Annotated in this window: 9 protein-coding genes and 2 pseudogenes; 3 read left to right on the forward strand and 8 right to left on the reverse strand. The window is 53.2% G+C overall.

The window, feature by feature from the left end; all coding sequences use genetic code 11:
* Positions 1 to 19: 19 nt before the first annotated feature.
* A pseudogene (locus ACXKZD_RS01375) lies at positions 20 to 1,102 on the reverse strand (type I restriction endonuclease).
* Positions 1,103 to 1,445: 343 nt separating this feature from the next.
* Complete coding sequence (locus ACXKZD_RS01380) at positions 1,446 to 2,465, reverse strand: LacI family DNA-binding transcriptional regulator (protein WP_010253385.1); 1,020 nt, start codon at positions 2,463 to 2,465, stop codon at positions 1,446 to 1,448.
* Positions 2,466 to 2,693: 228 nt separating this feature from the next.
* On the opposite strand from ACXKZD_RS01380, the gene ACXKZD_RS01385 reads away from it, so the two are divergent.
* Positions 2,694 to 3,371, forward strand: coding sequence for an SDR family oxidoreductase (locus ACXKZD_RS01385; RefSeq protein ID WP_033780951.1), 678 nt, complete (start codon positions 2,694 to 2,696; stop codon positions 3,369 to 3,371).
* Between the two features lie 15 nt (positions 3,372 to 3,386).
* Here the strand turns inward: ACXKZD_RS01385 and ACXKZD_RS01390 are convergent, their stop codons facing one another.
* On the reverse strand, positions 3,387 to 4,775 hold the full coding sequence (locus tag ACXKZD_RS01390) for a sugar porter family MFS transporter (protein ID WP_010253379.1): 1,389 nt from the start codon (positions 4,773 to 4,775) through the stop codon (positions 3,387 to 3,389).
* Positions 4,776 to 5,046: 271 nt separating this feature from the next.
* On the opposite strand from ACXKZD_RS01390, the gene ACXKZD_RS01395 reads away from it, so the two are divergent.
* Positions 5,047 to 5,706: an epoxyqueuosine reductase QueH gene (locus ACXKZD_RS01395; RefSeq protein WP_346447959.1), complete on the forward strand. Its 660-nt coding sequence runs from the start codon at positions 5,047 to 5,049 to the stop codon at positions 5,704 to 5,706.
* Here the strand turns inward: ACXKZD_RS01395 and ACXKZD_RS01400 are convergent, their stop codons facing one another.
* A complete protein-coding gene (locus ACXKZD_RS01400; RefSeq protein ID WP_346447961.1) occupies positions 5,707 to 6,207 on the reverse strand; it encodes a helix-turn-helix domain-containing protein in 501 nt (166 codons plus the stop codon).
* A gap of 344 nt (positions 6,208 to 6,551) precedes the next feature.
* On the opposite strand from ACXKZD_RS01400, the pseudogene ACXKZD_RS01405 reads away from it, so the two are divergent.
* Positions 6,552 to 7,570 (forward strand): annotated as a pseudogene (locus ACXKZD_RS01405) (alpha/beta fold hydrolase).
* Between the two features lie 26 nt (positions 7,571 to 7,596).
* Here the strand turns inward: ACXKZD_RS01405 and ACXKZD_RS01410 are convergent.
* The 4 genes from ACXKZD_RS01410 to ACXKZD_RS01425 all read right to left on the reverse strand — a co-directional run bounded on the left by ACXKZD_RS01410 (position 7,597) and on the right by ACXKZD_RS01425 (position 13,308).
* On the reverse strand, positions 7,597 to 8,565 hold the full coding sequence (locus ACXKZD_RS01410) for a GGDEF domain-containing protein (protein WP_010253370.1): 969 nt from the start codon (positions 8,563 to 8,565) through the stop codon (positions 7,597 to 7,599).
* Positions 8,566 to 8,667: 102 nt separating this feature from the next.
* Positions 8,668 to 9,645: a porphobilinogen synthase gene (hemB, locus tag ACXKZD_RS01415; protein ID WP_010671515.1), complete on the reverse strand. Its 978-nt coding sequence runs from the start codon at positions 9,643 to 9,645 to the stop codon at positions 8,668 to 8,670.
* Between the two features lie 127 nt (positions 9,646 to 9,772).
* Positions 9,773 to 11,278 (reverse strand): glycine betaine/L-proline transporter ProP, encoded by a 1,506-nt coding sequence (proP, locus tag ACXKZD_RS01420; RefSeq protein WP_010253365.1) that lies wholly within the window; start codon positions 11,276 to 11,278, stop codon positions 9,773 to 9,775.
* Between the two features lie 422 nt (positions 11,279 to 11,700).
* Positions 11,701 to 13,308 carry an EAL domain-containing protein gene (locus ACXKZD_RS01425; RefSeq protein WP_488981825.1) on the reverse strand — a complete coding sequence of 536 codons (1,608 nt, stop codon included), beginning with the start codon at positions 13,306 to 13,308 and terminating at the stop codon, positions 11,701 to 11,703.
* Positions 13,309 to 13,437: the final 129 nt, after the last annotated feature.

Consider the following 13,437-nt stretch of genomic DNA (forward strand, 5'->3'; position numbering starts at 1 on the left):
GCATCCTGGCTCCTGGCTATCAACAATATTGCTTCGCTGCATCCCTTAACAGATCTGTGAAGTTGTAGATATCGTTGAGTGATGTAATCGGATGGCGAGTCTCTTTTTTCTCGCCATCAAACATCCCGATATATAGCTGACTGCGATTGAAGTGAAGTCGACAAATTGGCTTACGATTGTTGTCATCGATTAAAATACCAAGATAACTTTGAGTATCCCGGAAAGTGATACGCTGAGGTTCAATAACTTTTCGGATTATTGATTTTATGATGTGAAACCCTTCTATCTCCATTTCTGTAGTGACAATCATGCCGCTTTCAGCCTCGTTCTTGTCACTGCTGCTTTTTGCCGAATCCTCGTTATTAGGTTGTGGCGAAACCATCGCTCCACCGCTGATCGCGGATTTGAGTCTTTCATTCACCTGATCATTTAGCCACTGAGTAGCAGCTTTTTTAGTCAGTACAGAGAATTGCTCTCTGACTTTCTGCGTGAGTATGCCGTCATATACACGTGAGGCAAAAAGTTTAACGAAGTCTTCATCGGGTTCACTGAACTGACTGGAAATCATCTTCTTTATCTGGCTGATAAATTTAAGTTCACCAGCTGCACTGACAATCGAATCAACATCAAAAGCACTTTTGGTGAGCTTAACCAGCTCTGGAACCACGTGTTCATCAATATCCAGCAAATCCAGTTCTAAAAATGGCTTTTCATCCATTTTGTTCGGCGCATCCAGATCGGTAAAAAATTTATAGAGCTGGCCATTTGTTAAAATGGAAATTCGCGCGTTAGTCACATGGAAGTAACGGAAGAGTTGCGAGGCGTGTTTAACATTTCACGGTTCGCCAATCTTTTTGCATTCAATCAGGATCTGAATCTCTCCGCCTTTAGAAATGGCGTAATCAATCTTCTCACCTTTTTTGGTGCCGACATCACAAATGAATTCAGGTATGACTTCAGTCGGGTCAAATACATCATATCCCAGTATCTGACTGATGAAGGGCATAACAAACGCGCTTTTAGTGGCTTCTTCTGTCTGAATAATTGCTGCTTGCTGCTGAATCTTAGCGGAAAGACCATTGAGGTTATTGAAAATATCCATAGCTCACCCTGTTTTTAGTTCTTCTTAGCCATAGTGTTTAACTTCATTAGCTGAGGTAATGAAGCTTCCGGAATGCAAGATGTCGTTTTTTATATTTTTACGATGCCTATCAATTGGTTAATTGATTGGCACCATTTTGAATTGTTCCTTCAATTCAGGATAAAGTAAGAAAAAATTATCAGAAAAAAAGGTAATTGGCTATTTCGTGATCGTGTAGGAAGGTTTTTTTTCAAAAAAATTCACTTTAAAAGGCTGATTTTGAATTTTAACCAGCCACATCACGTATTCGCCAGACAACGCTGACTCGGTTATCAGGCGATCACTCCCCTGAATATGGCCCACCTCACACCATATTTTCCGCCGTAAACAGCCGAAAGGCCACTTTCCCCGCCTGATAGACATCTGGCTGATAGCCGGTTTCGAGATGACTCAGCATCAGATCAATCGCTAAACGGGCATGCTGCTGAGCATGCTGGTCCAGGGTAAAGGCCACTTCATCGTTCAGCAGTAGCTGGCGGGTGACATCATAAAGCTCATGGGTGATGTAGGTGCATTTACCCAGCAGCTGGTGGGCGCGCAGGGTGTCGCTGACATCACTATTCCCCATGCCGGTGTTATAGACCCCTGCAATCGCCTGCGACGGACGCAGATGGCGAGCCAGTTCACTGCGAATGGTTTCCCGCTGATCCTGACCCGACAGCACTTCACGCAGATGACGCTGCGGCGCACGCTGCTCCATGGCCTCACGAAATCCCGCGATGCGCTGACGATGGGCGCGGTAATCAAAACGGCCACTGACCATCAGAATGTCGCCGGGCTGATTCACTGTCTTACTCATCAGCAGTCCGGCTGTGCGTCCCGCCTGATACTGGTCGATACCAACATGACACAAGCGGTCGGCATCGGGCAGATCGGTGACGATGGTGATCACCGGCACATTGCGGCTGCGGCACAGCGCCAGTGCCCGATAGATGGGCGGCGAGTCATGCGCAAAAACAATGATGCCGTCGCGGGTGCTGCTGCGGGCGATAATGCTTTGCGCCAGCTGCTCAGGCTGCGCTTCGGCCACCAGGGTTTTGTGTAGTTTCAGGCGGCGATAGCCAAGCTGACTGGCGACCTCGCTGAAATGGGTGGTGAGCTGCTGAAAAAAGGATGAGCCGTTATTGCTGAGGAACACCTCAATCTGCCACGGATGCTGGTACTCCTCTGGCAGCAGACGCTTCAGCCCCACTTCGCGCGCGGCTTTCAGGACTTTACGGCTGGTCTCCAGGGAGACGCCGCCGCGCTCATTCAGCACCCGATCGACCGTCGCAATCCCGACACCTGCCATTTTTGCCACCACCTCTAAGGTGAGCTTTTTCATTCAGACTCCATGCGAAAATGGCAAATTGACTGCTGCCTGTCAGACTGTTTATCTCTTCTAACCGGTTAAAAGTAAAAGATAAAGCGATTTAATGATGGAAAGCCATCAACAGCGCTACGCCGTGGGGTTTTACCTGCAGTGCGGTCGTCTGGCTAAAAAGCACAACTGGCCGCTGCCTGGGCAGATTTACCGTTAAGCTTGTGACGAGACAATCAACGAGGAATGAATATGGCTCAGCAAAAAGAGGTTCTGATTATTGGTGCTTCACGTGGTATCGGTCTCGCGGTGGCGCAGGCCTTTGCCGATGAGGGCTGGCAGGTTACGGCCACGCATCGTAGTGGCATCCCGGAGCAGGGTAACCGGCCAGACATTCACTGGCATTCGCTGGATATGACTCACTCATCAGCGGTTCAACAGTTTGCCAGTCAGCTTAGTGGCAAGTCGTTCGATGCGATTCTGATTAACGCCGGGATTTCCGGGCCTGCGCACCAGAAAGTGTCGCAGAGTGACGATCAGGCGCTGGCGCAACTGTTCCTGACCAATGCGATAGCCCCTGTTCGCAGCGCAGAGATCCTGTTGCCGCTGCTGAAACAGGAAGGCGTGCTGGCGCTGACCTCATCTCAGCTCGGCAGCCTGAATGAAAATCCGGAGGCGCAGATGCCGATTTACTCGGCCAGCAAAGCCGCACTGAATATGCTGAGCCGCACGCTGACTCCGGCAGTGGAAGCGCAGAGCGGGACGCTGCTGACGCTGCATCCCGGCTGGGTGAAAACGGATATGGGCGGCGAGAGTGCGCCCCTGACGGCAGAAGAGAGTGCCGCCGGTATCGTCCAGCAGCTGATCCAGTGGCGCGGTCGCGGTGGTCATCACTATGTCGATTACGCCGGCCAGCAACTGCAGTGGTAGGCTGAAGCGGGGCGGTTACGCCCCGATGTCACGCAGCGCTTTACCCTTCATCAGATTGCGTTCAATGTGCTCCAGCGTCACATGTTTGGTCTCCGGCACCAGCATCAGCGTCAGCACGATAAACACCAGGTTGAGTGCGCCGTAGAACCAGAAGGTGTTGGCATTACCCAGCTGATCCAGCATGGTCAGGAAGGTGGCGCCAACAATCATATTGCCGACCCAGTTAGTGGTGGTGGAGGCGGTAATGCCGAAATCACGCCCTTTCAGTGGCTGAATCTCTGAACAGAGCAGCCAGATCACCGGTCCGGCCGCCATCGCAAAGCCGACGATAAACATCAGCAGCATCGCGACAGCAAAGTATTTGCGGAAATCTGTTTCAACGCCGATGTGCAATAGCGTTCCCAGCACGCCCATGCCAACCGCCATCACCAGAAAACTGGTGGTGAGCATCGGCTTGCGACCCCAGCGATCGACAAAGAAGATCGCAATCAGCGTGGCCAGCATATTGACCAGCCCGACAATCACCGTGCCCCACATCTGCTCACTGGTGCTGGAGAAGCCGGCGATGTTGAAGATTTTAGGCGCGTAATACATCACCACATTCATGCCAGTAAACTGCTGCATAACCTGTAGCAGCATACCCAGCCACACCGCGCGGCGGAAATTGCCATTAGAACGGAACAGCGACCAGCCGCGCTGCTTCACCTGCAGGCTTTCCCGGATCTCTTCCAGCTCCTCCCGGGCCTGTTCGCTGCTGTTACGCAGCCGATCCAGCACCCGCTGCGCCTCGTTAAAGCGTCCGTGCGCCGCCAGCCAGCGCGGACTGTTGGGCAGAAACAGCACGCCGATAAACAGGATCACCGCCGGAATGGCGATCACGCCGAGCATCCCGCGCCAGTTACCGCTGTAGCTGAACGCGGTGTCGGAGAGATAGGCCACGACAATGCCGGTGGTCAGCATCAACTGGTACATCGAAATCATTGAGCCACGAATACGTTCAGGCGCAATCTCCGCCAGATAGAGTGGCGCAGTGTAAGAGGCGATTCCCACCGCCAGACCCAGCATCACGCGGGCACAGACCAGCGACTCCACATCCGGTGAGAAGGCTGACCACAGCGAGCCAATGACAAACAGCGTCGCGCCCGCCAGCATACTTTTCTTGCGTCCCAGCTTTGATGACATCCAGCCCGCCGCCAGTGCGCCCAGCGCCGCGCCAAACATCATCGAACTCACTACCCACTCCTGTTGATGGTTAGTGATTTGCAAATCCTTCGCCAGAAACGGCAAGGCACCTGCAATGACGCCGATATCCAGACCAAACAGCAGGCCGGACAGCGCAGCCATAAAACAGACGAACCAGGTAAAGCGGTTCTGTTGATTTCCCGATTTTTTTGCCGCGACCATGCGAGTCTCCTTGCGGGGGTTCTGTGTCAATATTGTTAATGTTATGTAAACATAGTCGATGCCAGTGTGGGGGCGATCACACTTCCGGCTATCACCGGTGCCACACAGCATTGCTGCGATAAGAAAGCATCAGAGATCAGCGGGTTGGTTCAGGAGAGGGAAACTGCGGCCGGGGCACGATTACGCAAAACAGGGCGCGTCAGGTCAGGTTTTGCAACTACCCGCCTGCGGCATTACACTGCCGCTTTACTGCTATTGATTGAAGGTGCTTATGTCTGAACCTTTCCAGCGTCAGCCGCTGCCTCTGCCGGGCGGTCATAAAAAAGTCCTGCTGCACTCCTGTTGCGCACCCTGCTCGGGTGAGGTGATGGAAGCGATGCTGGCATCCGGCATTGAATACACGATCTATTTCTACAACCCGAATATTCATCCGCTCAAAGAGTATGAGCTGCGTAAAGAGGAGAATATTCGCTTTGCCGAAAAATTTGGTGTGCCGTTTATTGATGCGGACTATGACCGGGATAACTGGTTTGAGCGGGCGCGCGGCCTGGAGTGGTCACCGGAACGGGGTGAACGCTGCACCATGTGCTTTGATATGCGCTTTGAACGTACGGCACTCTATGCCCATGAGAACGGCTTTCCGGTGATGACCAGTTGCCTGGGTATTTCGCGCTGGAAAGATATGAAGCAGATTAACAGCTGCGGAGTCCGCGCAGCGGCGACGTATCCGGATCTGATGTACTGGGATTTTAACTGGCGTAAAGGCGGTGGGTCATCGCGCATGATTGAAATCAGCAAGCGCGAGAGTTTCTATCAGCAGGAATATTGTGGCTGTGTCTATTCACTGCGCGACACCAATCGTCATCGCGTCACCCAGGGACGTGAGCGTATTAAGATTGGTGTGCAATATTATCAGCCGGATGAATCCTGATTAACCTGGATCGCGGAAAGCGTCTGATGGCGCATATCCGCGCGCTGAGCGCGTAACAGGCCGGACTGTTACGCCACAGCTCTGCTTTATGCTTTCCGCCCGACCGTAACTGCACAGCGCACAGGGATCATCAACGTCGTCCAGCTGCTGCTTTGCCTCGTCCTTCATCAGACGTTTACGGCAGACGCTCGGCGTGCAACCCATAATCTGCTTAAAAGATCGGGTAAAAGATTGCTGGCTTTCAAAATGGTATTTCAGCGCCAGGCTGATGATGGGCGTGCGGCTATTTTTTAAATCATGAACACTGGCGTTAAGCTTTTTCTTACGAATATATCGCGCCAGGGTTTCATTATGATAACGGGCAAAAAGTTTCTGTAAATACCACTTAGAGTAACCCGCCTTTTCTGCAATATCATCAACGCTTAAACGCTGATCCAGATTATTATTAATCCACTCAGTGATAGAGACGATCACGCTTTCGTTATATTTATTTTCGTTCATAGAACCCCCTGTTTGATTTAAGAAGATTCTAAAATATTTATCTTAATGTGCTTATTCTTTGCGTAAAGATTTTTCAGGATTTTAATCGTTATCTCTGAAGATATTCATTTGAGGGGGTGTTATTAATAAAAAAGATGAATTGTGATTAATCTGTTGGTAATTGTAGGTGAATGAATAAGTGATTTCGCGAGACAATAATCTAAACGAGCCGTGAGTCCGCAGCCAGACTCACGGTTTACCTTGCCGGAATCTCTGTAATCACGGCTATAGCACGGCACATCAATAGATTTTTGGCTGCGACATGCCAGGCTTACGGCTCACCTTTAACCTGGAGAACCCCCCGGATGAGCCCGACATACGCGCTGAAAAAACCGCTTGCCGCCTTGCTCACCTCGCTGGCGTTATTTGCTCATGCGCCTGCCAGTGCCGCTGGTGTGTATGGCGAACAGCTGGAAGGATTTCAATACCCCTATCCGTTGCAGCATTTTGATTTTAAATCCCAGCAGCAGACGGTGAGTATGGGCTATATGGATGTGAAACCGGCGCAGCGGGCCAACGGCGAAACCGTGGTGCTGATGCACGGTAAAAACTTCTGTGGCGCGACCTGGGAAGAGACCATTCGCGCACTCAGTCAGCAGGGATATCGCGTTATCGCGCCCGACCAGATTGGCTTCTGCAGCTCGACCAAGCCAGTTACCAGTACAGTTTTCAGCAGCTGGCAGATAACACCCATCAGCTGCTCGCCCGGCTGGGTGTGAAGAAGGCGGTGATTATGGGTCACTCCACTGGCGGAATGCTGGCAACACGTTATGCGCTGATGTACCCGGAACAGACGCAGAAGCTGGTGCTGGTTAACCCGATCGGGCTGGAGGACTGGAAAGCCAAAGGCGCACCGTGGCGATCCGTAGATCAGTGGTATCAGCGCGAACTCAAACTCAGCGCAGAGGGCATTAAGAAGTATGAGCAGCAAACCTACTATGTCGGGCGCTGGAAACCTGAATATGACAAGTGGGTTGATATGCTGGCCGGACTCAACAGCGGGCCGGGCCACCAGAAGGTGGCGTGGAACTCCGCCTTAATCTACGACATGATCTTCACTCAGCCCGTATTTTATGAATTCGGCGATCTGAAAGTGCCCACCACGCTGATGATCGGCACCTCAGACACGACTGCCATCGGCAGTGATATCGCCCCGGCAGAGGTGAAAGCCCGGCTGGGTGATTACGCGGTACTGGGGAAAGAGGTCGCAAAACGCATTCCGGGGGCGCGCTTAATCGAATTCCCCGGTATGGGACACGCGCCGCAAATGGAAGAGCCGGCAAAATTTAACCAGACGCTGCTCGACGATCTGGCGCGTCCCTGAACCGTCAGGCGCTGCGGCGCCTGACCTTAGATCGCCACGCGTTTCTGCTTTTTACTGAGGTACATCTGCTCATCGCTGTCATGCAGCAACTGCTCCAGCGATTGCGGATGCGCCGCGTCAAACTCCACGACGCCGGACGAGAATTGCAGGCGGTAACGGCGGTTCAGACTGACTGATTGCTGTTGCAGATAACGGTCAAACTGCAGGAGCAGCGCTTCGCTCTGCTGCTGCTGCAGACCATTAAACAGCACCACAAACTCATCGCCACCCAGACGGGCAAACAGATCCGAATGCTTAAACACCACTTTCATCGCATCGGCAAAGTCCATCAGCGCCCGGTCGCCTTCGCGGTGGCCCAGCGTGTCATTAATCTGCTTAAATTTGTCGAGATCGAGAAAGGTCAGGCAGGCAGGCCGGTTTTTCAGCCGGCACTCGTTCAGCACCATCTGTCCCAGCGTCATAAAGCCGCGACGATTGGTGATCTGCGTCAGTTCATCACAGGTGGCAGTCTGAAAGGCGACCAGTTCCGCTTCGGCCATGGCGGCCAGGTCGCGCATCGTGGCCTGATCCTCTTCATTAAACTGACGCGGTTCACGACCAATAATACAGAGGGTACCCATTTTAGCGCCGCCCGGTGCCCGCAGCGGGCAGCCGGCATAAAAGCGGATGTGCGGTTCGCCGGTAACCAGCGGATTATCATAAAAACGTTCATCTTCTGCGGCATCTTCAACGATCATAATCTCATCCTGCAGGATGGCATGACCGCAAAAGGAGATGTCGCGGGGCGATCCTGCGGGTTCATAGCCCTGAGCGGATTTAAACCACTGATGATCAGCTTCCAGCAGGCTGACTAACGCGATAGGAACGTCATACAGGCGGCGCGCCAGACGGGTTAAACGATCAAATCGTTCTTCCGCTGGTGTGTTCATTATGTTCAGCGCACGCAACTGCGATAAACGTTGTGCCTCGTCGGCAGCGATTTCAGGTGCTTTCATCACAGAGCCCTTTATTTTTTAGCTCAAGCCAGGTTCTGGTGTTTGCCTTACGGCGAAGAAGAAGAGCGTGACATAGCCATCACGCTCTTTATAAGGAGGGGATCAGAGCACTTTTTGTTCGGCGAGATCAAGGGCGAAATAGCTGAAAATCAGGTCTGCACCTGCGCGTTTAATCGCACCCAGGCTTTCCAGCACCACATTGCGTTCATCAATCGCACCGGCCTGAGCGGCAAATTTGATCATCGCGTATTCACCACTCACCTGATAAGCCGCCAGCGGCAATTCGGTACGTTCACGGATATCGCGCAGGATATCCAGATAAGCACCTGCCGGTTTCACCATCAGTGAATCCGCGCCCTGCGCCGCGTCGAGCAGCGATTCACGGATCGCTTCACGGCGGTTCATCGGGTTCATCTGGTAGGTTTTACGGTCGCCTTTCAGCGCCGTTCCGGCCGCTTCACGGAAAGGGCCGTAAAACGAGGAGGCGAATTTGGTGGAGTAGGACATGATGGCGGTCTGAGTGAAGCCCGCGGCGTCCAGTGCCCGGCGAATCGCCTCAACCTGACCATCCATCGCCGCTGACGGGGCGATGAAATCCGCACCGGCTGCGGCGGCAACGACGGCCTGCTTACCCAGGTTTTCCAGGGTAGCATCGTTATCGACGCCGTGATCACACAACACGCCACAGTGGCCGTGGCTGGTGTATTCACAGAAGCAGGTGTCAGACATCACGATCATTTCTGGCACGGTATCTTTGCAGATGCGGGACATACGTGCCACCAGACCGTTCTCGTTCCAGGCATCGCTGCCGGTGGCATCGGTGTGGTGCGAAATACCGAAGGTCATCACCGAGCGGATACCCGCTTTGGCGATGCGCTCAATTTCATAGGCGAGACGTTTTTCCGGAATACGCATCACGCCAGGCATCGCCTGAATCGCTTTGTAATCGTCGACTTCTTCTTCAACAAAGATGGGCAGAGCCAGATCGTTCAGGCTCAGTGAGGACTCCTGGAACATTTCACGCATTGAGGCGCTGGCGCGCAATCTTCTTGGGCGCTGGATAAGGGAATAATCAGACATTTTCATTCTTACGCAGGTGAAAAAAGTGACAACAGTTTACTCCCTTTGCCCGCGAGGGATGAAGGTTTGTGTGCGGTAAGAGAGGGGGAAAAGAACTCTCCCGCCGGGCGGCGGGAGAGCAGAACGATTACTCGTTGATATCCGGATGCTGCTGCACCAGGTTTTTACGTTTCGCTTCCAGACGGGAGATCTCTTCGTCGATATCTTCGATTTTGTGCTCGATGTTATCGTGATGTTCCTGCAGGATTTCGCGCGCTTCTTCCATATCAGAAGCCGCCGGTGTCGCGCCTTTCAGGGGCTTGTTGGCAGTTTCTTTCATGTACAGACCGGTAATCAGACCAATCACTGCCACCACCATCAGATAGTAGGCTGGCATGTAGAGGTTATTGGTCGTTTCTACCAGCCAGGCGGCCAGCGTTGGCGTCAGACCGGCAACCAGTACCGAGATGTTAAACGCACTCGCCAGCGCACTGTAGCGGATGTGCGTTGGGAACATCGCAGGCAGTGAAGAGGCCATCACGCCAGTAAAGGCGTTGAGGATTACCGCCAGCAGCAGCAGACCACCAAAAATCAGTCCGAGTACGCCACTGTTGATCATCATAAAGGCGGGAATCGCGAAGATCATCAGGGCGATACTGCCGATGATGACAAACGGACGACGGCCGAAACGGTCACTCATCATGCCGATCATTGGCTGGACAAACAGCATACCGATCATGATGGCGATGATAATCATCACACCGTGGTCTTCGCTGTAGTGCAGGTTATGTGACAGGTAGCTCGGCATGTACGTCAGCAACATGTAGTAGGTGACGTTAGTGGCGATAACCAGACCGACACAGGAGAGCAGGCTGCGCCAGTGTTTGGTCGCAATCTCTTTAAACGATACCTGTGGACCATCCTGCAGGCCTTCGCGGTCGCCCTGTTCCAGTTTGTCCACGTGCTGCTGGAATGCCGGGGTCTCTTCCAGCGCATGACGCAGGTAAAGACCGATAATTCCCAGCGGCAGCGCGACGAAGAACGGCAGACGCCAGCCCCACTCAAGGAAACTCTCTTCTCCGATAATGGAGGAAATCAGCACCACCAGGCCCGCACCGAGCACGAAGCCCGCAATCGAACCAAAGTCGAGCCAGCTTCCCATAAAGCCGCGTTTACGGTCAGGCGAATATTCGGCCACAAAGATTGAGGCACCGGTATATTCACCGCCCACCGAGAAGCCCTGAGCCATCTTCGCTAACAGCAGCAGAATAGGTGCCCAGATGCCGATGGAGGCGTAGGACGGTATCAGGCCGATACAGAAAGTACTGACCGACATGATGATGATGGTGATGGAGAGGATTTTCTGACGACCATATTTGTCGCCCAGCATACCGAAGAACAGTCCACCCAGCGGGCGAATCAGGAAAGGAACAGAGAAAGTGGCGAGCGCCGCTATCATCTGAACGCCCGGCGAAACGTCCGGGAAAAAGACCTTACCCAGCGCATAGGCCACAAAGCCATAAACACCGAAGTCGAACCACTCCATCGCGTTGCCCAGAGAGGCCGCGGTGATGGCTTTACGTAAACGGGTATCATCGATGATAGTCACATCATCGATCCCAATTGGTTTTACACGCTTCCTACGCAATTTCATAGAATTACCCTGTATTGGAACACGAAAGTCCTCAACGGCGCGAGCCGGGTGTGAGTCGTTCAGACCGCTGCGTTGAGAAATTTAAGCATAGCCGTAAATAAGCACTGTTTATGCGCCGGCAGACACAATAATTACTGTTGTGATTATTGCGAACAGCGACAGAGTATACCGTTTTTGTGTGATATCTGTCATGTTTGGGCTACATCCGGCCTGTTTTTACAACAAATAGAGCTGTTTGCAACCGTAAAAAAATTATCACTGAGCGTGACGACCGCCGTTTTTTTCAGCGAATCAGGGGCAAAGAGGGAAGATACGGGCCACGCTGGCACCGGAAGCGGTTATCCGCTTTGCATCACAGGGCGGAGAGCAGAAAGATGAGTGAATGTGGCTCGACTGGCGGTTCAGCTGCAATCTGCTCTGGTTCAGACGTCGGGTTCCTGCCGGGTCTGAAGAGCCAGCTCCCGCTCAATCGGCTGTTCGCCCCGATCGGTCAGCCAGGCAACCAGCGCCGTGTTGTCCATCGGGCGGGCATAATAATAGCCCTGGATAAAGACCACGCCGCGCCGTTGCAGATAGCTGAACTGTAACGCGGTCTCAACGCCTTCTCCCAGCACCTCCAGCTCAAGCTCATGGCTGAGCTGGATAATGGCGTCCAGCACCGGCGTTCTGCCTTCCAGAGATTCAATCGCGTTGATAAAGCCGCGATCGATTTTCAGATAATCTATCGTGAAGGTCTGTAAATAGCTCAGCGAACAGTGTCCGGTCCCAAAATCATCAATCGCGACCTTCATTCCGCAACCACGTAACTGCTCCAGCTTGCGAGCCACCTCAGCGCCATCTTTGATCAGGCTGCGTTCGGTCAGCTCCAGGGTAATCAGGAACTGCTTATCTTTGATCCGTTCGGCAAACTGCAGCATATCGTCGACAAAGTCAGGATGCTGCAGATGATCCGCCGCCACGTTAATGGCCAGGTGGAAATGGGGCTCAACCTGCCACGCCTGCACATCCTCTGCAATTAAATCGAGCAGATGGCGGGTCAGCGGCACAATCATGCCTTCCGCTTCTGCTGCGCCGATAAAAATATCTGGCCGCACGCCTTTACCGTCGGGCGTTGTCCAGCGCAGCAGGGCTTCAGCGCCGCTGCAGCGTTGCAGCCGGTTGTCATAGACCGGCTGATAGTGCGCCCTGAACTGGCCGCTGGTGATGGCCCGGCGAATCTCATCGCGCCATGAAATACGCCGTTTCAGCCAGTTCGCCATCAGCATCATCAGCAGAATAGAAAAGATAGCGGCCATCGGCATGATGATAAACATCACCTGACGCCAGGCCGAGATCAGTTCAGAGGGTGAGGCAATGAGGGTGACAGAGAGCGGATAGCGATGGGAGATAGCCTGATAAATCATGGGTTCAAACCAGCTGGACGCGGCGATGTGCGGATCGCCAAACGAGATCGGCGCGCCGCCGCTGAACGTCATGCTGAAATGATAGAGATGGCTGCTGCTGATCGCGCGCATAAAATCGATCAGATACTGGCCATCAATCACTGCCCAGAATCCCTCGCCATCGGGCAGATCGCGCATAAAAATCACGGCCGGACGGTCCGGTACGCCCGATGTCCCGGCAATGGACAGACTCCACCAGGCTTTTCCGGTAACCGGCGCGTCGCGCATGATCATCTCTTTCAGCAGGCCTGGGCGTGAACCATACACCGACGAGCAGGCGATGTGATCCTGCTCCATTTTACCGATCGCACGAAAATAGGGGTTTAGCGAGCCAATGCGCTGCAACTGGTTTTCAATCTGGCTGCAGGGCTGATGATGAAACTGGCGCAGCACGGTAATCATATCCCAGGCGCTGTCGCTCATTCTTTCAGCCTGAGATAACAGCGTATTCGCCGCGGTGACCTGCTGCTGATGCACGGTGTGGCGCGCATCCAGGGCGGTGAAAAAAATGCCAATAATCAGAGGCAGCACGCCGGAAATAATAATCACCAGCCTGGCGTAGTCGCGTTTTCGTTTCAGTAGCGGCACCGCTGAATCCTCTGAGTATTATTGGTGTTATGCGGAGGTGCTGATCAGTGGCGCAGCATAGCATCTCTCCGGGCGGTGCAGATTAGCGTTTTTGCGATCAGGAGAACTGACTAAGGTCAATTATCGACC

It is taken from the genome of Pantoea sp. ABR1s (assembly GCF_057812235.1).